The sequence below is a fragment of the Pseudomonas sp. CAU 1711 genome, assembly GCF_039888625.1.
In the GTDB taxonomy this organism is placed as follows: domain Bacteria; phylum Pseudomonadota; class Gammaproteobacteria; order Pseudomonadales; family Pseudomonadaceae; genus Aquipseudomonas.
The window spans coordinates 19470-37623 of record NZ_JBDQQT010000010.1 but is presented as its reverse complement, the minus strand read 5'-3'; the positions used below and the strand labels follow the sequence as shown (position 1 = coordinate 37623).

The following is an 18154-nucleotide window of genomic DNA, read 5'->3' as shown; positions in this document are numbered from 1 at the left end:
GAGCCCCCATGACAATAGTGCAGGCCATCAGAACCTTCTTCTTTTACCTGCTGCTGTCGTCCAGCTCCTTCTTCTGGTGCATTCTCTGCGTCTTCATCGCTCCGCTGCTGCCGTTCCGCGCCCGCTATCGCCTGGTGATCCAGGCCTGGTGCCGCTGCGCCACCTGGCTGGCCAGGGTCGTGGTCGGCATCCGCTACGAGGTGCATGGCCTGGACAACATCCCCCAGCAGCCCTGCGTGATACTCGCCAAGCACCAGAGCACGTGGGAGACCTTCTTCCTCTCCGCCCACTTCGAGCCGCTGTCCCAGGTGGTCAAGCGCGAGCTGCTGTTCGTGCCCTTCTTCGGCTGGGCCCTGGCCATGCTCAGGCCTATCGCCATCGACCGCAGCAACCCCAAGGCCGCGCTCAAGCAGTTGGCCAGGCAGGGCGCGGAGCGCATCCGGCAGGGCGCCTGGGTGCTGATCTTTCCCGAGGGTACGCGCATCCCGCCCGGGCAGATCGGCAAGTTCTCCCGCGGCGGCGCGGCCCTGGCGGTGAACTCCGGGCTGCCGGTGCTGCCGATCGCCCACAACGCCGGCGAGTTCTGGCCCAAGCAGGGCTGGGCCAAATATCCAGGCACCATCCAAGTGGTGATAGGCCCGCTGATGCACGCCGAGGGCGAGGGGCCACGCGCCATCGCCGAGCTCAACGAGCGGGCCTTCGCCTGGGTGCAGCAGGCCCAGGAGCAGATCAGCGGCCAGGCCCCAGGGCTCTGCGAGTCGCGCGTCTACTCCGGCTGAGCACCCTGTGGATAAGCTGTGCGTCAAATAACAGCAGAGTGCTATCAGAGTGTGCAAACTGCTGATCTACGGGACTTTCCAGAATGCGTAGGAGCTCATGCCCAAGCGGTATAAGTCTCCGCGCGATACCCCGGGCCAAGCGACTAAGCTAGGCCCACCCGCAGCGTGAAAAGGATTTTCGCTCATGCCTTCCATCTACCAGCTCAAGCCAGCCTTCCAGAACCTGCTGCGCCCGGGCGTGCGGCGCCTCTATGAACGCGGCGTCAGCGCCAACCAGGTGACCCTGGCGGCAGCTGTCGTCTCCGTACTGCTCGGCGCGCTGCTGGCAATTTTTCCCACTGTCACCTGGCTGTTCGCCCTGATCCCGCTGTGGATGCTGCTGCGCATGGCCCTGAACGCCGTGGACGGCATGCTGGCCCGCGAGTTCGGCCAGCAGTCGAGGCTCGGCGCCTACCTCAACGAGCTGTGCGACGTGGTCGCCGACAGCGCCCTGTATCTGCCTTTTGCCTTACTGGCTGGCGTCTCGCCGCTGCTGGTCGTGCTGGTGGTGGTGCTGGCGGTGATCAGCGAATACGCCGGCGTGCTCGGCCCGATGGTCGGTGCCTCGCGCCGCTACGACGGGCCCATGGGCAAGAGCGACCGCGCCTTCTGCTTCGGCGTGCTGGGCGCCGGTGTGGCGTGCGGCCTGTTGCCGTCGTCCTGGATAAACGGGCTGCTGCTGCTGATCCTGCTGTTGCTGCTGGCGACCCTGGTCAACCGCGTGCGCCAAGGCCTGGCCGAGGTGGCGCAACCCTCTCAAGCGGAATAAGGATATTTCGATGCGCGACTGCAAGACGGCGGTCTTCCTCACCCATGACGGCGTGGAGCTGTTCTATCGCCACTGGCCCGCCAGCCAGCCCGGCGACGGGCCGCGCAAGGCGCTGGTGATGTTCCATCGCGGCCACGAGCACGGCGGGCGCATGGCCCATCTGGTCGACGAGCTCGACCTGCCCGACTACGACTGCTTCGCCTGGGACGCCCGCGGCCATGGCCAGTCGCCCGGCGCGCGTGGCGACAGCCCGAGCTTCGCCACCAGCGTGCGCGATGTGCAGACCTTCATTGGCCATATCGCCGAGCGGCATGGCATAGCCGAAGAGAATATGGCCGTGCTGGCGCAGAGCGTCGGCGCGGTGATCGTCAGCACCTGGGCCCACGACTACGCGCCCAAGGTGCGCTGCCTGGTGCTCGCCTCGCCGGCGTTCCAGGTCAAGCTCTACGTGCCCTTCGCCCGCCCGGGCCTGAAGCTGCTGCGCCAGTGGCGCGGCAACTTCTTCGTCAACAGCTACGTCAAGGCGCGCTTGCTCAGCCACGATCCCGAGCGCATCGCCTCGTTCGAGCAGGACCCGCTGATCAGCCGGCCGATCTCGGTAAATATGCTGCTGGGTCTCTACGACGCCGCCGAGCGGGTGGTGGCCGACGCCCAGGCGATCCAGATTCCCACCCAGCTGCTGATTTCCGGCGCCGACTTCGTGGTGCAGCGCAAGCCGCAGGAGCTGTTCTTCGAACGCCTGGGCAGCCTGCGCAAGGAGAAGCACATCCTTCCCGGCTTCTTCCACGACACCCTCGGCGAGCGCGACCGTGGCCATGCCCTGAGCCGTGCGCGGCGCTTCATCCTGGAAAGCTTCGCCCAGCCGGCCACGCGTCCCTCGCTGCTGGATGCCGACCGCTGCGGCTGGAGCTGCGCCGAGGCCGAGAGCCTGGCCGCGCCGCTGCCGAACAACTCCCTCGGCGACCTGTACTGGCGCGCCACCCGCGCCGGTCTCAAGCTCGGTAGCGGGCTGTCCGACGGGGTCAAACTCGGCTTCGCCACCGGCTTCGATTCCGGCAGCACCCTCGACTACGTCTACCGCAACCAGCCGTCCGGCAAGGGCGCACTGGGTCGGCTGATCGACCGGAACTACCTCAACTCCATCGGCTGGCGCGGCATCCGCCAGCGCAAGCTGCATGCCGAGGAGCTGCTGCGCCTGGCCATGGCCCGCCTGCGCGAATCGGGCCGGGCGGTGCGTATCGTCGATATCGCCGCCGGCCACGGCCGCTATATCCTCGAAGCGCTGGAGGGCCTGGAGCACAAGCCGGACTCGATCCTGCTGCGCGACTACAGCGAGATCAACGTGCACGACGGCGGTGCGCTGATCGAGCACAAGGGCCTGGGCGACATCGCCCGCTTCGTCAAAGGCGACGCCTTCGACAGGGCCGACCTGGCCGCTCTCGATCCCAAGCCGACCCTGGCGGTGGTCTCCGGCCTGTACGAGCTGTTCGGCAGCAACCGGATGGTCGGCGACTCGCTGGCCGGCCTGGCCGCGGCGGTCGAGGAGGGCGGCTACCTGGTCTACACCGGCCAGCCCTGGCACCCGCAGCTGCAGCTGATCGCCCGCGCCCTGACCAGCCACCGCGAGGGCCAACCCTGGGTCATGCGTCGGCGCAGCCAGGCGGAGATGGACCAGCTGGTGGAGGCCGCCGGCTTCCGCAAGCTGGAGCAGCGCATCGACGAATGGGGCATCTTCAGCGTGTCCCTGGCCCAGCGGGTGTCCTGATGCAGACTGCCCGCGAGACCGGATTGTGGCGGCGCGGGCTCCTCTGGCTGCTGCTGCTCGGCCCGCTGTTCTTCGCCAGCTATGGCTTCGCCAACTGGCTGACCGCGCAACGCGACGATGTCGGCAGCCTGGTGTTCGCCTGGGAACAGGCGATACCGCTGTGGCCCTGGAGCATAGTGCCCTACTGGTCGATCGACCTGCTCTACGGCCTGTCCTTCCTGCTGCCGGCCACGCGCCGGGAGATGGACCGGCATGCCCTGCGCCTGCTCAGCACGCAGATCCTCTGCGTCGCCTGCTTCCTGCTCTGGCCGCTGCGCTTCACCTTCGAGCGCCCGGCGCTGGACGGCTCCTTCGGCTGGATGTTCGATGTGCTGATGGGCTTCGACAAGCCGTTCAACCAGGCGCCCTCGCTGCATATCGCCCTGCTGGTGGTGATCTGGGTGATGTTCGCCCGGCACACGCACGGCGCCCTGCTGCGCGGGTTGCTGCATGGCTGGATGGCGCTGATCGGCCTGTCGGTGCTGACCACCTGGCAGCACCACTTCATCGACGTGCCGACCGGCGCCCTGGCCGGCTGGCTGTGCGTCTGGCTGTGGCCGATCGAGGGCCGCAGCCCGCTGCACAGTCTGCGTCTGGCCCGCGAGCCGCAGTGCTGGCGCCTGGCCCTGCGCTACGGGCTGGGCAGCACCATCTGTGCCGCGCTGGCGGTCAATCTCGGCGGCGTCTGGCTGTGGCTGCTGTGGCCCTGCGCCGCGCTGCTGCTGGTGGCGCTGAACTACGCGCTGTTCGGTGCGGCCGGGTTCCAGAAACAGGCCGATGGCGCGCTCGGCGCGGCCAGCACCTGGCTGTTCGCCCCCTACCTGCTCGGCGCCTGGATCAACTCGCGGCTGTGGACGCGCAAGCACCCGCAGCCCGATCAGATCCTCGATGGCGTGTGGCTCGGCCGCGTGCCGAGCGCACGGCAGGCCAAGCCCTTCGCCGCCGTGCTCGACCTCTGCGCCGAGCTGCCGGTACGCCTGGCGGGCAAGCACTATCACAGCCTGCCGTTGCTGGACCTGGTGGCGCCGGATGCCGAGGCCTGTCGCCAGGGCGCCGAGCAGATCGAACGGCTGCGCCAGCAGGGTCCGCTGCTGGTCTGCTGCGCCCTCGGTTACTCGCGCAGTGCCACAATGGTGGCCGCCTGGCTGCTGCATAGCGGTCGCGCTAGCAGCGTCGAGCAGGCCGTCGCCCTGATCCGCGCGGCGCGCCCGCAGATCGTCCTCGGCGAGCCGCAGCGCCAGGCGCTGCAGGCGGGGCTGGAGGTGGTCCATGGCCTCTGAGATGCAGCTGGCCCTGGTCGCCGGCCTGCTGCGCCGCGGCCGCGGCCTGGACCTGCTGTCCTGCGCGCTGAGCCTGCTGGCCCTGGCCTACGGCCTGGCGCCGCTGCTCGGCGCCACTCCGGGCACCGCCGCCGGCATGCTCTGCGCGGTCCTGGTGCTGCTCGGCCTGGTGCAGAAGTACTGGGCCATGCGCGTGGCCCTGGATGCCGAACTGTTCGCGCGCCTGGCCGACGATAGTGCGCGCCTGATCGCCAGCACCGGCGCGCTGGACCAGGCGCTGCGCAACCTCGGCCTGCAGCCCGCCCACTCACAGCCGCGCGACTGGGACGACCGCTGCCGCGGCGCCCTGCGCCTGCTGCGTCTGCAGACCTTCTGGCTGGCGGCGCAACTGCTGCTGGCCCTGTTTGCCATGCTCTGGCTTGCCCTGGCCGGATAGAGGAGTCATTCCCTATGCTCGCTTCGTTCACCGCCTTCGCCATCACCTCGGCAGCTCGCCTGCTCACCGGGGCCCGCGCCCTCTGGCTGGGCTGCACGGCCCAGCCGGCGCAGCGCCTGTACTTTGCCAACCACAGCAGTCACGGCGACTTCGTCCTGCTGTGGGCCTCGCTGCCGCCGGAGCTGCGCCGCAGCACCCGACCGGTGGCCGGCTCCGATTACTGGATGAAAGGCGAGCTGCGCCGCTTCCTGATTCGCGACGTGTTCAACGGCGTGCTGGTCGATCGCGAGCGCAGCGAGCCCGGCGCCAATCCGCTGCAGCCGATGCTGGAAGCACTCGGCCAGGGCGACTCGCTGATCATCTTCCCCGAGGGCACGCGCAACCTCGGCGACGAGCCGCTGCTGCCGTTCAAGAGCGGGCTGTTCCACCTGGCCCAGGCCAGGCCCGAAGTGGAACTGGTGCCGGTGTGGATCGCCAACCTCAACCGGGTGATGCCCAAGGGCAGGGCGCTGCCGCTGCCGCTGCTGTGCACCCTGAGCTTCGGTGCGCCGCTGGAGCGCATCGCCGGCGAAGACAAGAGCGCCTTCCTCGAACGCGCGCGCAATGCCCTGCTGGCCCTGGCTCCGGAGGTCGTCTGAGATGGATCGCAACACAATCCTGCTGTTCGCCGGCATCGGCGCCGTACTGCTTCTGGCCACCCTGATCGGTCGCATCCTGCGCCGTCGCGCCGGGGATGCGCCCAACGCGGTGCTCGATAACCTCAACGCGCGGATCGACGCCTGGTGGGCCATGGTGCTGGTCATCGGCATCGCCTTCCTGTTCGGCAACAACGGCGTGATCCTGCTGTTCTACTTCGTGTCGTTCTATGCCCTGCGCGAGTTCCTCACCCTGACGCCGACCCGGCGCAGCGATTATCCGGCACTGGTGGCGGCGTTCTATTTCGCCCTGCCGATGCAGTACCTGCTGATCGCCCTGGACTGGTACGGCCTGTTCGCCATCTTCATCCCGGTCTACCTGTTCCTGCTGCTGCCGATCCTCGCTTCCCTGGGCGGCGACACCACGCGCTTCCTCGAGCGCGCTTCGGAAGTGCAGTGGGGCTTGATGATCGCCGTCTACTGCGTGTCCGCCGTACCGGCGCTGCTGACCCTGGACATTCCCGGCTACGAGGGACGCAACCTGCTGCTGATCGCCTGGCTGATCATAGTGGTGCAGCTGTCGGACGTGCTGCAGTACGTCTGCGGCAAGCTGGCCGGCAAGCACAAGATCGCCCCCAAGCTGTCGCCGTCGAAGACAGTGGAGGGCTTCGTCGGCGGCGTGGCCCTGGCCAGCCTGATCGGCGCCGCGCTGTTCTGGATCACCCCGTTCGACTTCTGGCAGGCCGCGCTGATGGCGCTGATCGTCAATCTGCTGGGCTTCGCCGGCGGCCTGGTGATGTCGGCGATCAAGCGCGACCGTGGGGTGAAGGACTGGGGCCACATGATCGAAGGCCACGGCGGCATGCTCGACCGCATGGACTCGGTGTGCTTCGCCGCGCCGATCTTCTTCCACTTCGTGCGCTACTGGTGGGCCTGAGCTGCCATGGCTGTCGCCCCTACGGGCGGCAGCCTCCCCAATAGCAGCAAATCGCAGACAACAAAAAACCCGCCGAAGCGGGTTCTTTATGACCTTCCGACATCCTGTCGTCTGCCATCCTGGCGCGGTCTGTCTTCCGTGACCCGGGTCTTCCTGTTCCCGGCATGTGTGTAGATTAGCCAGCGGCCGCTCCGGTAGAAATGGCTAGATTGCATCTGCTCGTGTAAGCCTTTCGCCATAGATGGCGGAAAAGCAAACCGGGAGCCTGGCTCCCGGTTGGTCTGGATCAGTGCGGCTGATTCAGGGTCAGGCGCATGTGGCGGTTCACATCCTTGTACAGCAGGTAGCGGAAGCGACCGGGGCCACCGGAGTAGCAGGCCTGCGGGCAGAAGGCGCGCAGCCACATGAAGTCGCCGGCCTCGACCTCGACCCAGTCCTGGTTCAGGCGGTAGACCGCCTTGCCTTCCAATACGTACAGGCCGTGCTCCATCACGTGGGTCTCGGCGAAGGGGATCACGCCGCCCGGCTCGAAGTTGACGATATTGACGTGCATGTCGTGGCGCATGTCGCTCATGTCGACGAAACGGGTGGTGCTCCAGCGGCCTTCGGTGTCCGGCATCACCAGCGGCTGGATGTCCTGCTCGTTGGTGACGAAGGCTTCCGGCAGCGGCACGCCGTCTACGCGCTGGTAGTGCTTGCGGATCCAGTGGAAGCGGGTGTGCTGGCCACTGGTGTTACGCACCTTGTAATCGGCGCCCGGCGGAATGAAGGCGTAGCCGCCCGGCTGCATGTTGTGCACCTGGCCTTGCAGGGTCAGGGTCAGCTCGCCTTCGACCACGAACAGCACCGCCTCGGCATTGATGTCCTGCTCGGGCTTGTCGCTGCCGCCATTGGGCGCCAGCTCGACTATGTACTGGGAGAAGGTCTCGGCGAAGCCGGACAGCGGGCGGGCAATCACCCACATGCGCATGTTGTCCCAGAAGGGCAGGTGGCTGGTGACGATGTCACGCATCACGCCCTTGGGAATCACGGCGTAGGCTTCGGTGAACATGGCACGGTCGGTCAGCAGCTCGGTCTGGGCCGGGTGACCGCCATGCGGCGCATAGTAGGACGTCTTGGACACGGGATGTCTCCTGTTGATCTTCGGCTCCCCGCCGATGGTCGGCAGCTTGCGGAGCGGCTCCGGGCCGGCGCAGAGACGCGGCGGAGCAGGGGGCAAAGCCAATTTATCCAGTCGCCCTTTTATCGACAAATTAAATGTTGGGATGCGCCGTATTCGATTGTCGAATTCATTCACGAGCGTTGCGGGCACCGCTCAGGCGTCTCGCTCCTGCTCCAGCAGGCTCGCCAGCGACTCCGCCAGCGCGGTGATCACCGGCCCCGCAGTAGGCCGATGGATGATCGCCACCTCGAACATATCCACCTCCGGCAGGCCTGACTCCCTGGGCAACACGCAATGCTCGGCGGTCACCGCCCGCAGTGGCAGCAGGCCGATGCCCATGCCATCGGCCACGGCGTCCTGTATGCCGCTCAGGCTGGAACTGGTGAAGCTGATCCGCCAGCGTCTGCCAATCGACTCCAGCGCCGCGATCATTTCGTCGCGATACAGTCCCCTGGGGGGAAAGGTCACGATAGGCAGGGGGTCCAGGTCGAACGCAGGGCTGCGCAGGCTGTCGACCCAACGGGTCTTCTCCGACCAACGCGCCACCGCGTCGCGGCTGTTGCGGCGCTGCTTGAGCAACACCAGGTCCAGCTCGCCACGGTCGTAGCTGCCGGCCAGGTCGCGACTGAGACCGGCGGTGACTTCCAGCTTGATATGTGGATAGCGCCGGGTGAACTCGGCCAGATGATGTGTGGTATGCCCGGCGGCAAAGTCTTCCGGCACGCCGATCCGCACCACCAGCGAGACGCTGGCGCCGTCCAGTGCCTCGTGCAGCTCGTCATTCAGCGCCAGGAGGCGCCTGGCATAGCCCAGCACCGTTTCGCCGGCATCGGTGGGTAGCACATCGCGGTTACCACGCTCCAGCAGGCGATGCCCGGCGAGCTCTTCGAGACGTCGCACCTTCTGGCTCACGGTCGACTGGGTGGAACTCAGGCGCAGGGCAGCGGTGGTGAAACTGCCGCAGTCGGCCACCGTAACCAGCGCCCGCAGCAGGTCCAGCTCGAACAGACGGTTATTCGTTCTATCTATACGCCCCATGCCAGTATCCACTTTTCGAATCCGCGTGCAGTGGCTTTTAGCAGGGCGAACCGGGGGTCGGCAACCAGGGACTCAGTTGGGCCTTTCTCTCGGCCAGTAAAAAGCCCCTGGCAACTCACGTTGGCAGGGGCTTCGCAGCGCAGGTCAATCACTGACCTGGTGGGACCGATTTAGAAGTCCAGGTTCGACACCGCCAGGGCGTTGGACTCGATGAAGTCGCGGCGCGGCTCCACGGCATCGCCCATCAGGGTGTTGAAGATCTGGTCGGCGGCGATGGCGTCCTCGATGGTCACCTTGAGCATGCGCCGCACGGTCGGGTCCATGGTGGTCTCCCACAGCTGGTCCGGGTTCATCTCGCCGAGTCCCTTGTAGCGCTGGATGCTGTGGCGCTTGGTGCTCTCGGTCTTCAGCCACTCGAAGGCTTCCTTGAAGCTGGTCACCGCCTTCTTGCGCTCGCCGCGCTGCACATAGGCGCCGTCTTCCAGCAGGTTGTTCAGCTGGTCGCCCAGAGCGGTGACGGCCTTGTAGTCGTTGCTGGCGAAGAAGTCGCGGTTGAAGGTGATGTAGCTGGACAGGCCGTGGGCCAGGACCTCGACCTCGGGCAGCCAGAGATGGCGCTCGCGGTCCTCGCGCAGGCTGGCGCTGTAGCTCTGGCCGGACTTCTCGACGCCCTTCAGGCGCGCCTGGAAGGCCTGCAGCCAGGCCTGCATGGCGGCCTGGTCGGCCAGTTGCTCGACCGGGATGCGCGGCAGGTAGACGAGGTGCTCGGTGATGTCCTTCGGGTAGACGCGCGACAGGCGCTCGAGCGTCTTCATCACCCCGCGGTACTCGTTGACCAGCTTCTCCAGCGCCTCGCCGGAGAGGCCGGGGGCGTTCTCGTTGACGTGCAGGCTGGCCTCTTCCAGGGCCGACTGGGTCATGTACTCGTCCATGGCCTCGTCGTCCTTGATGTACTGCTCCTGCTTGCCGCGCTTGACCTTGTACAGCGGTGGCTGGGCGATATAGATGTAGCCGCGCTCGATCAGCTCCGGCAGCTGACGGAAGAAGAAGGTCAGCAGCAGGGTACGGATGTGCGAACCGTCGACATCGGCATCGGTCATGATGATGATGTTGTGGTAGCGCAGCTTGTCGATGTTGTACTCCTCGCGGCCGATGCCACAGCCGAGGGCGGTGATCAGGGTACCGACCTCCTGGGAGGAGAGCATCTTGTCGAAGCGCGCCTTCTCGACGTTGAGGATCTTGCCCTTGAGCGGCAGGATCGCCTGGGTCCTGCGGTTGCGGCCCTGCTTGGCGGAGCCGCCCGCGGAGTCACCCTCCACTATGTAGAGTTCGGACAGCGCCGGGTCTTTCTCCTGGCAGTCGGCCAGCTTGCCGGGCAGGCCGGCGATATCCAGGGCACCCTTGCGCCGGGTCATCTCGCGGGCCTTGCGCGCGGCCTCGCGGGCACGGGCGGCGTCGATCATCTTGCCGACCACGGCCTTGGCCTCGTTGGGGTTCTCCAGCAGGAAGTCGGCGAAGTACTTGCCCATTTCCTGCTCGACCGCGGTCTTCACCTCGGAGGAGACCAGCTTGTCCTTGGTCTGCGAGCTGAACTTGGGGTCCGGCACCTTGACCGAGATGATCGCGGTCAGGCCTTCGCGGGCGTCGTCGCCGGTGGTGGCGATCTTGAACTTCTTCGCCAGACCTTCCTGCTCGATATAGTTGTTCAGGTGGCGGGTGAGGGCGGAGCGGAAACCGGCCAGATGGGTGCCGCCGTCACGCTGCGGGATGTTGTTGGTGAAGCAGAGGATGTTCTCGTTGAAACTGTCGTTCCACTGCAGCGCCACTTCCACGCCGACGCCGTCTTCCTCGCGCTGGATGTTGAAGTGGAACACCTGGTTGACGATGGTCTTGTTGGTGTTCAGGTACTCGACGAAGGCCTTGAGACCGCCCTCGTATTTGAACAGCTCCTCCTTGCCGCTGCGCTCGTCCTTGAGGACGATGCCGACGCCGGAGTTGAGGAAGGACAGCTCGCGCAGGCGCTTGGCCAGGATGTCCCAGCTGAAGTGGATATTGCTGAAGGTCTCGCCGGAGGCTTTGAAGTGCACTTCGGTGCCGGTGCTGTCGGTCTCGCCGATCGGAGCGAGCGGAGCCTGCGGCACACCGTGACGATAGATCTGCTCCCACACCTGGCCGGCGCGGCGGATGGTCAGACGCAGCTCTTCGGACAGGGCGTTGACCACCGACACACCCACGCCGTGCAGACCGCCGGATACCTTGTAGGTGTTGTCGTCGAACTTACCGCCGGCGTGCAGCACGGTCATGATGACCTCGGCCGCTGAGACGCCTTCTTCCTTGTGAATGTCCACCGGGATGCCGCGACCATTGTCGCGCACGGTGATGGACTCGTCGGGATGGATGGTGATGCTGATCTCGGAGCAGAAGCCGGCCAGCGCCTCGTCGATGGAGTTGTCCACCACCTCGAACACCATGTGGTGCAGACCGGTGCCGTCATCGGTGTCGCCGATGTACATGCCCGGGCGCTTGCGTACGGCATCCAGGCCCTTGAGTACCTTGATACTCGAGGAGTCGTACGTGTTCTTCTCGTCGCTCATGCGTTCACTCCCGATGCGGTGATCACTCCATGTTCCACGTGGAACATGGCGACCGGCGTATCCGTGCGCCAGCCATCCTTCAAATATTCGTGGTCGACACAGGTGATGAACACCTGGCACTGCAAATCGTCCAGCAGGCGGCACAGGGCCTGTCGGTGTCGCTCATCCAGCTCCGACGGCAGGTCGTCTACCAGATAGATGCATTGGCCATGTTTGGCCTGGTTCAGCAGATGTCCCTGGGCGATGCGCAAGGCGCAGACCACCAGCTTCTGCTGGCCGCGGGACAGAATCTCCGCGGCATTGTGTGCCCCCAACCGCAGACGCAGATCGGCACGCTGCGGGCCGGCCTGGGTATGACCGAGCTGTTGATCGCGGGGCAGGCTAGCGGCGAGCACTTCGCCCAGCGGCTTTTCCCTGTCCCATCCGCGGTAGTAACTGAGGGACAACCCCTCCAATTCCACCAGCTCCCCCAGGACCCTCTCGAATACCGGTTTCAGGGCCTGGATGTAAGCCCGTCGGTAACCGTCCAACTCGTCGCTGGCGAGGCCCAGTTCACGGTCCCAGGCCGCTTGCGACGCGGCGTCCAGTGTACCATGGCGCAGCCACGAGTTCCGCTGCCGCAAGGCCTTCTGCAGGCGTTGCCAGGCTGGCAGAAAGCGTTGTTCCACGTGGAACACTCCCCAGTCGAGAAACTGCCGGCGCACCTTGGGCGCACCTTCCAGCAGGCGAAAGCTGTCCGGATTGATCACCTGCAGTGGCAGCAGCTCGGCCAGCTGTGCGGTGCTACGCGCGTTCTGCCCATCGATGCGAATCTGCAACTCGCCCTGACGGTCGCGGGAAATGCCCAGGTTGCTGTGCATACCATCTTGTCGCTGCACCTGACCGAACACGGTGCAGGCCGGCTGCTCGTACTGGATCATCGGTTGCAGCTTGTTGCTGCGGAAGGAGCGGGCGAGGCCGAGCAGGTGGATGGCTTCCAGCAGGCTGGTCTTGCCGCTGCCGTTGGCGCCGTGAAGGATGTTGATGCGGGGGGAGGGGGAGAGCGTCACCGGGTGCAGGTTTCGCACCGCGGTGACGGTGACACGGGACAGGGACATTCAGCGAGAGATTACAGACGCATCGGCATAACGACGTAGGAAGAGTCGTCGTTGTCCGCTTCCTGTACCAGGGCACTGCTGTTGGCATCGGACAGGATCAGACGCACCTGCTCGGTGGTCATCACGCCCAGTACGTCGAGCAGGTAGCTGACGTTGAAGCCGATCTCCAGGGCGCCGCCGCCGTAGTCGACCATCACTTCTTCCTCGGCCTCTTCCTGCTCCGGGTTGTTGGCCTGGATCTTCAGCAGACCGGCGGCCAGCTGCAGGCGGATGCCGCGATACTTCTCATTGGACAGAATCGCGGTGCGGCTGAAGGCCTCGCGCAGCGCCTGACGATCGCCGACCACCAGCTTGTCGCCGCCGCGCGGCAGCACGCGCTCGTAGTCCGGAAACTTGCCGTCGACCAGCTTGGAGGTGAAAGTGAATTCACCGGTGGTGGCGCGGATGTGGTTCTGACCGAGGACGATGGCCACTTCGCCATCCTGCTCGGTGAGCAAGCGGGCCATCTCGAGGATGCCTTTGCGCGGCACTATGACCTGATGCTTCTCGCTCTGCACCTCGGCCTGCATGGCGCACATGGCCAGGCGGTGACCGTCGGTGGCTACGGCGCGCAGCACGCCGCTCTGTACTTCCAGCAGCATGCCGTTGAGGTAGTAGCGCACGTCCTGCTGGGCCATGGCGAAACTGGTGCGGTCGATCAGCCGACGCAGCTTGCTTTGCACCAGGTTGAAGGTCAGCGAGCCCGGACCTTCCTCCACGGTGGGGAAATCGTTGGCCGGCAGGGTCGACAGGGTGAAGCGGCTGCGCCCGGCCTTGACCACCAGCTTCTGCTCGTCGAGGCGGATATCGATCAGCGCATCGTTCGGCAGGCTCTTGCAGATATCCATCAGCTTGCGTGCCGGCACGGTGATCTCGCCCGGCTCGGCAGCCTCTTCCAGCGTCACCCGGCCGACCAGCTCGACCTCCAGGTCGGTACCGGTCAGCGACAGCTGCTGGCCATCCACCACCAGCAGCACATTCGACAGGACCGGCAGGGTCTGGCGGCGCTCGACGACGCCGGCGACCAGCTGCAGGGGTTTCAACAGGGCTTCGCGTTGAATGGTGAAGTGCATGGTCTCGTCCCTTGCCTTGTGGGCTGCGATTTAAGTGGTCAGGGTGCGCAGCAGGTTCTTGTAGTCCTCGCGGATATCCGCGTCGGCTTCCCGCAGTTCGGCAATCTTACGACAGGCGTGCAGCACTGTGGTGTGGTCTCTGCCGCCAAAAGCATCGCCGATTTCCGGCAGGCTGTGGTTGGTCAGTTCCTTGGACAGGGCCATGGCCACCTGACGCGGCCGCGCCACCGAGCGCGAGCGGCGCTTGGACAGCAGGTCGGCGATCTTGATCTTGTAGTACTCGGCCACGGTGCGCTGGATATTGTCCACGCTGACCAGCTTGTCCTGCAGGGCCAGCAGATCCTTCAGCGACTCGCGGATCAGCTCGATGCTGATCGGCTGGTTGGTGAAGTGCGAGTGGGCGATCACCCGCTTGAGCGCACCCTCCAGTTCGCGCACGTTGGAGCGGATGCGCTGGGCGATGAAGAACGCGGCGTCGTGCGGCAGATCCACCTTGGTCTGCTCGGCCTTCTTCATCAGGATGGCCACGCGAGTTTCCAGTTCCGGCGGCTCCACCGCCACGGTCAGCCCCCAGCCGAAACGGGATTTCAGACGCTCCTCCAGGCCCTCGATCTCCTTGGGGTAACGGTCGCTGGTGAGGATCACCTGCTGGCCGCCCTCGAGCAGGGCATTGAAGGTGTGGAAGAACTCCTCCTGGGAGCGCTCCTTCTTGGCGAAGAACTGGATATCGTCGATCAGCAGCGCATCGACCGAACGGTAGAAGCGCTTGAACTCGTTGATCGCATTGAGCTGCAACGCCTTGACCATGTCGGCGACGAAACGCTCGGAGTGCAGGTACACCACTTTGGCGTTGGGGTTCTTCTTCAGTAGATGGTTGCCCACCGCGTGCATCAGGTGGGTCTTGCCCAGGCCGACGCCGCCATAGAGGAACAACGGGTTGTAACCATGCTTGAGGTTGTCCGCCACCTGCCAGGCAGCGGCGCGTGCCATCTGGTTGGACTTGCCCTCGACGAAGTTCTCGAAGGTGAAAGTGCGGTTCAGATAGCTGGTGTGCTTGAGCGCGCCTTCGACCTGCACCGTGCGCTCGGTCGGCCGGGTGGGCGGTGGCACGGCAACGGGTTCGCCGTGCACCGGAGCAGTCGCCATCACGGGCGCGGCCGGCGGGGCACTATTAATAGCAGGAGCGGGCGCTGGCGCGGCCATCCGAGGGGCGGGGCTGCGCTTGCTGCCGATCAGCAGCGACAGGGCGGGCGCCAGGCCGTTGGCACGCTCGGCCAGTAGCTCGAGCAGGCGCACCATGTATTTCTCGTTGACCCAGTCGAGCACGAAACGATTGGGCGCATAGACGCGCAGCTCGTCGCCGGCCGATTCCACCTGCAGGGGGCGGATCCAGGTATTGAATTGTTGAGCGGGCAACTCGTCGCGAAGCAGCTCCACACACTGCTGCCAAAGTTCTACGGACACGGATATCCCCTGGGATCGCTACGGTTGGCGAAGCAAAAAACAGCCTGCATTGTAGCCTCGAGGGGACGAGTTATCCACACGAAATGGCGATTCCAGCCGAGTAAAATCAATGATTTATTTATGTTTCCAGGATTCACGAAACGCGCGCGCAAAGCTGTGGATAAAGGTAACCATAAGGCACTGGATAAGCCTGGGGGAAAGCCGTCCGCGAACGTCGCTGTGGATAACCCGCCACTTTGTCCACGCTCTCCCCACAGCAGCCACACAAGACCCGCACGGGCTACCGACAGACTTTTACCGCGCGAATAGCCAGAGCTCATCGGCGATGCCGGGCTTTTTCCACAGCCCGGTACCTCACTAGAAAGAGCTACTAGAACCATCTTTTCAAATCTCTCTTTCCTTTTATCTTTCTTTCTGCATTCCAGGCTGGTTGGAAATTGACCTGGGCACGCGGTTTCACTAGAATCGCCGGTCTCTTTAAACGGGGGCCATCCAGGCCCGTATGGACCACCCAGGTAAATCGCCATGAAACGTACTTTCCAACCCAGCACCCTCAAGCGCGCCCGCACCCACGGCTTCCGTGCCCGCATGGCCACCAAGAACGGCCGTCAGGTTCTGTCCCGCCGTCGCGCCAAAGGCCGCAAGCGCCTGACCGTCTGATAATCCGGAACGGGTGGTGAGTCGAGACTTCGGTCGGGAAAAGCGCCTGCTGACACCCCGGCACTTCAAGGCGGTATTCGACTCACCCAGCGGCAAGGCTCCAGGCAAGAACGTCCTGCTCCTCGCTCGCGCCAACGATCTCGACCATCCCCGCCTGGGGTTGGTGATCGGCAAGAAAAGCGTCAAGCTCGCCGTCGAGCGCAATCGACTCAAGCGTGTGATCCGGGATTCCTTCCGGCTCAACCAGGAGTCGCTCGGCGGTCTGGACATTGTCGTGGTGGCCCGCAAGGGGCTGGGCGATCTGGACAACGCGGAACTGCACGAGCAGTTCGGCAAACTCTGGAAGCGCCTGGCCCGACAGCGCCAACAAGCCGCCCCTCCCGGGGTAAGCGACAGCTCCCATGCGTAAACTGGTCATTCTGCCGATCCAGTTCTACCGCTACGCCATCAGCCCCTTGATGGCCAGTCACTGCCGCTTCTATCCCAGCTGCTCCTGCTACACCCAGCAAGCCATAGAGACCCATGGCGTGTTGCGTGGCGGTTGGCTCGGCATCCGTCGCCTGAGTCGCTGCCATCCTTGGAATCCCGGTGGTTACGATCCGGTTCCGCCTCCTTCTTCTCCTTCGATGACCGAGTAATCCATGGATATCCAACGCTCGATCCTGCTCGTCGCCCTGGCCATCGTCTCCTACCTGATGGTGTTGCAGTGGAACGAGGACTACGGCCAGGCCGCCATTCCGGCCAGTGCCAGCGCCACAGTCGGTGGTAACCAGGCCGCCTCGCTGCCGGACAGCCCCACCAGCGCTACCGTCGCCGACGACGTACCGACCGCCAACGGCGAGCCCGCCGCGCAACTGGCCGCCAACCCGGCCGTCAGCGACGAGCTGATCCGCGTGAAGACCGATGTGCTGGAGCTGGCCATCGATCCCAAGGGCGGCGACATCGTCCAACTGACCCTGCCGCAGTACCCGCGCCGCCAGGATCGCCCGGACGTGCCCTTCCAGCTGTTCGACAACGGCGGCGAGCGCACCTACCTGGCGCAGAGCGGCCTGATCGGCAGCAACGCGCCGGACAAGTCCAGCGGCCGTGCCCTGTGGAACAGCGCCCAGCGCAGCTACGAGCTGGCCGCAGGCCAGGACCAGCTGGTGGTCGAGCTGACCTACGCCGAGGCCGGGGTCAACTACGTCAAGCGCTTCAGCTTCGAGCGCGGCCAGTACGATCTGCGCGTCGACTACAAGATCGACAACCAGAGCGGCCAGGCCTGGAGCGGCAACTTCTACGCCCAGCTCAAGCGCGACAACAGCGCCGACCCCTCGTCCACCACCGCCACCGGCACCGCCACCTACTTGGGCGCCGCGCTGTGGACCGCCGAGGAGCCCTACAAGAAGGTGTCCATGGGCGACATGGACGACAAGAGCCTGCGCGAGACCGTGCAGGGTGGCTGGGTCGCCTGGCTGCAGCACTACTTCGTTACCGCCTGGGTCGCCGACAAGGACGCCAGCAACAACGTGCAGACCCGCAAGGACAGCCAGGGCAACTACATCATCGGCTTCACCGGCCCGCAGCTCAGCGTCGCCGCCGGCGCCAGCCTGGAGACCGGCGCCACCCTGTACGCCGGCCCGAAGATCCAGGACAAGCTGGCCGCGCTGTCGCCTGGCCTGGAGCTGACCGTCGACTACGGCATCCTCTGGTTCATCGCCCAGCCGATCTTCTGGCTGCTGGAGCATATCCACAGCCTGCTGGGCAACTGGGGCTGGTCGATCATCGTCCTCACCATCATCATCAAGCTGGCCTTCTTCCCGCTGTCGGCCGCCAGCTACAAGTCGATGGCGCGCATGCGCGCCGTGTCGCCCAAGCTGCAGGCGCTGAAGGAGCAATACGGCGACGACCGGCAGAAGATGTCCCAGGCGATGATGGAGCTGTACAAGAAGGAGAAGATCAACCCGCTCGGTGGCTGCCTGCCGATCCTGGTGCAGATGCCGGTGTTCCTGGCCCTCTACTGGGTACTGCTGGAAAGCGTCGAGATGCGCCAGGCGCCGTGGCTGGGCTGGATCACCGACCTGTCGATCAAGGACCCGTTCTTCCTGCTGCCGATCATCATGGGCGCCACCATGTTCATCCAGCAGCAGCTCAACCCGACTCCGCCGGACCCCATGCAGGCCAAGGTGATGAAGCTGATGCCGATCATCTTCACCTTCTTCTTCCTCTGGTTCCCCGCCGGTCTGGTGCTGTACTGGGTGGTCAACAACGTCCTGTCCATCGCCCAGCAGTGGTACATTACCCGCAAGATCGAGGCGGCCACGGCGAAAGCCTGAACCCGCTGAGCTGCACAAGACGCCCCCTCGTGG

At 65.2% G+C, this 18154-nt stretch carries 17 protein-coding genes; 11 read left to right on the top strand and 6 right to left on the bottom strand.

Translation table 11 applies throughout. The features are described from left to right. The first annotated feature begins 8 nt into the window (after positions 1-8). The 7 genes from AAFN46_RS12685 to AAFN46_RS12655 all read left to right on the top strand — a co-directional run bounded on the left by AAFN46_RS12685 (position 9) and on the right by AAFN46_RS12655 (position 6679). On the top strand, positions 9-779 hold the full coding sequence (locus AAFN46_RS12685) for a lysophospholipid acyltransferase family protein (protein ID WP_347809057.1): 771 nt from the start codon (positions 9-11) through the stop codon (positions 777-779). A 184-nt stretch (positions 780-963) separates the two neighbouring features. Continuing rightward, positions 964-1587: a CDP-alcohol phosphatidyltransferase family protein gene (locus AAFN46_RS12680; RefSeq protein ID WP_347809056.1), complete on the top strand. Its 624-nt coding sequence runs from the start codon at positions 964-966 to the stop codon at positions 1585-1587. 10 nt (positions 1588-1597) lie between these two features. Beyond that, complete coding sequence (locus tag AAFN46_RS12675; RefSeq protein WP_347809055.1) at positions 1598-3352, top strand: bifunctional alpha/beta hydrolase/class I SAM-dependent methyltransferase; 1755 nt, start codon at positions 1598-1600, stop codon at positions 3350-3352. After that, positions 3352-4671 carry a phosphatase PAP2/dual specificity phosphatase family protein gene (locus AAFN46_RS12670; RefSeq protein ID WP_347809054.1) on the top strand — a complete coding sequence of 440 codons (1320 nt, stop codon included), beginning with the start codon at positions 3352-3354 and terminating at the stop codon, positions 4669-4671. The genes AAFN46_RS12675 and AAFN46_RS12670 overlap by 1 nt, the downstream gene beginning before the upstream one ends. Beyond that, on the top strand, positions 4661-5107 hold the full coding sequence (locus tag AAFN46_RS12665; protein WP_347809053.1) for a hypothetical protein: 447 nt from the start codon (positions 4661-4663) through the stop codon (positions 5105-5107). Before AAFN46_RS12670 ends, AAFN46_RS12665 begins: the two co-directional genes overlap by 11 nt. Before the next feature lie 14 nt (positions 5108-5121). Continuing rightward, positions 5122-5745, top strand: coding sequence for a lysophospholipid acyltransferase family protein (locus tag AAFN46_RS12660; protein ID WP_347809052.1), 624 nt, complete (start codon positions 5122-5124; stop codon positions 5743-5745). A 1-nt stretch (position 5746) separates the two neighbouring features. Continuing rightward, entirely contained in the window at positions 5747-6679 is a 933-nt protein-coding gene (locus AAFN46_RS12655) for a phosphatidate cytidylyltransferase (RefSeq protein ID WP_347809051.1), read from the top strand. Between the two features lie 286 nt (positions 6680-6965). Here AAFN46_RS12655 and AAFN46_RS12650 read toward each other — a convergent pair whose 3' ends face one another. The 6 genes from AAFN46_RS12650 to dnaA all read right to left on the bottom strand — a co-directional run bounded on the left by AAFN46_RS12650 (position 6966) and on the right by dnaA (position 15146). Next, positions 6966-7802 (bottom strand): bifunctional allantoicase/(S)-ureidoglycine aminohydrolase, encoded by an 837-nt coding sequence (locus AAFN46_RS12650; protein ID WP_347809050.1) that lies wholly within the window; start codon positions 7800-7802, stop codon positions 6966-6968. Between the two features lie 192 nt (positions 7803-7994). Then, complete coding sequence (locus AAFN46_RS12645; protein ID WP_347809049.1) at positions 7995-8879, bottom strand: LysR substrate-binding domain-containing protein; 885 nt, start codon at positions 8877-8879, stop codon at positions 7995-7997. 170 nt (positions 8880-9049) lie between these two features. Continuing rightward, a complete protein-coding gene (gene gyrB / locus AAFN46_RS12640; RefSeq protein ID WP_347809048.1) occupies positions 9050-11473 on the bottom strand; it encodes a DNA topoisomerase (ATP-hydrolyzing) subunit B in 2424 nt (807 codons plus the stop codon). Beyond that, positions 11470-12570 carry a DNA replication/repair protein RecF gene (gene recF, locus AAFN46_RS12635; protein WP_347809047.1) on the bottom strand — a complete coding sequence of 367 codons (1101 nt, stop codon included), beginning with the start codon at positions 12568-12570 and terminating at the stop codon, positions 11470-11472. The genes gyrB and recF overlap by 4 nt, the downstream gene beginning before the upstream one ends. An 11-nt stretch (positions 12571-12581) precedes the next feature. Next, complete coding sequence (gene dnaN / locus AAFN46_RS12630) at positions 12582-13682, bottom strand: DNA polymerase III subunit beta (RefSeq protein WP_347809046.1); 1101 nt, start codon at positions 13680-13682, stop codon at positions 12582-12584. A 30-nt stretch (positions 13683-13712) separates the two neighbouring features. Continuing rightward, positions 13713-15146, bottom strand: a complete 1434-nt coding sequence (gene dnaA / locus AAFN46_RS12625) for a chromosomal replication initiator protein DnaA (RefSeq protein WP_347809045.1) — start codon at positions 15144-15146, stop codon at positions 13713-13715. A gap of 525 nt (positions 15147-15671) precedes the next feature. On the opposite strand from dnaA, the gene rpmH reads away from it, so the two are divergent. From rpmH to yidC, 4 genes are read left to right on the top strand one after another with little or no spacing between them, the layout of a single operon-like run. Further along, positions 15672-15806, top strand: coding sequence for a 50S ribosomal protein L34 (rpmH, locus tag AAFN46_RS12620; protein WP_003458028.1), 135 nt, complete (start codon positions 15672-15674; stop codon positions 15804-15806). 13 nt (positions 15807-15819) lie between these two features. Continuing rightward, on the top strand, positions 15820-16215 hold the full coding sequence (rnpA, locus tag AAFN46_RS12615; RefSeq protein ID WP_347809044.1) for a ribonuclease P protein component: 396 nt from the start codon (positions 15820-15822) through the stop codon (positions 16213-16215). Continuing rightward, the gene (gene yidD / locus AAFN46_RS12610) at positions 16208-16444 is read left to right on the top strand and encodes a membrane protein insertion efficiency factor YidD (protein WP_347809043.1); all 237 of its coding nucleotides are present in this window, start codon (positions 16208-16210) and stop codon (positions 16442-16444) included. Before rnpA ends, yidD begins: the two co-directional genes overlap by 8 nt. Before the next feature lie 3 nt (positions 16445-16447). Next, the gene (gene yidC, locus AAFN46_RS12605; RefSeq protein ID WP_347809042.1) at positions 16448-18121 is read left to right on the top strand and encodes a membrane protein insertase YidC; all 1674 of its coding nucleotides are present in this window, start codon (positions 16448-16450) and stop codon (positions 18119-18121) included. Positions 18122-18154: the final 33 nt, after the last annotated feature.

Coding starts and splice junctions, on each gene's coding strand:
- AAFN46_RS12685 (WP_347809057.1), top strand. CDS start 9: ATGACAATAGTGCAGGCCATCAGAACCTTCTTCTTTTACCTGCTGCTG.
- AAFN46_RS12680 (WP_347809056.1), top strand. CDS start 964: ATGCCTTCCATCTACCAGCTCAAGCCAGCCTTCCAGAACCTGCTGCGC.
- AAFN46_RS12675 (WP_347809055.1), top strand. CDS start 1,598: ATGCGCGACTGCAAGACGGCGGTCTTCCTCACCCATGACGGCGTGGAG.
- AAFN46_RS12670 (WP_347809054.1), top strand. CDS start 3,352: ATGCAGACTGCCCGCGAGACCGGATTGTGGCGGCGCGGGCTCCTCTGG.
- AAFN46_RS12665 (WP_347809053.1), top strand. CDS start 4,661: ATGGCCTCTGAGATGCAGCTGGCCCTGGTCGCCGGCCTGCTGCGCCGC.
- AAFN46_RS12660 (WP_347809052.1), top strand. CDS start 5,122: ATGCTCGCTTCGTTCACCGCCTTCGCCATCACCTCGGCAGCTCGCCTG.
- AAFN46_RS12655 (WP_347809051.1), top strand. CDS start 5,747: ATGGATCGCAACACAATCCTGCTGTTCGCCGGCATCGGCGCCGTACTG.
- AAFN46_RS12645 (WP_347809049.1), bottom strand. CDS start 8,879: ATGGGGCGTATAGATAGAACGAATAACCGTCTGTTCGAGCTGGACCTG.
- gyrB (WP_347809048.1), bottom strand. CDS start 11,473: ATGAGCGACGAGAAGAACACGTACGACTCCTCGAGTATCAAGGTACTC.
- recF (WP_347809047.1), bottom strand. CDS start 12,570: ATGTCCCTGTCCCGTGTCACCGTCACCGCGGTGCGAAACCTGCACCCG.
- dnaN (WP_347809046.1), bottom strand. CDS start 13,682: ATGCACTTCACCATTCAACGCGAAGCCCTGTTGAAACCCCTGCAGCTG.
- rpmH (WP_003458028.1), top strand. CDS start 15,672: ATGAAACGTACTTTCCAACCCAGCACCCTCAAGCGCGCCCGCACCCAC.
- yidD (WP_347809043.1), top strand. CDS start 16,208: ATGCGTAAACTGGTCATTCTGCCGATCCAGTTCTACCGCTACGCCATC.
- yidC (WP_347809042.1), top strand. CDS start 16,448: ATGGATATCCAACGCTCGATCCTGCTCGTCGCCCTGGCCATCGTCTCC.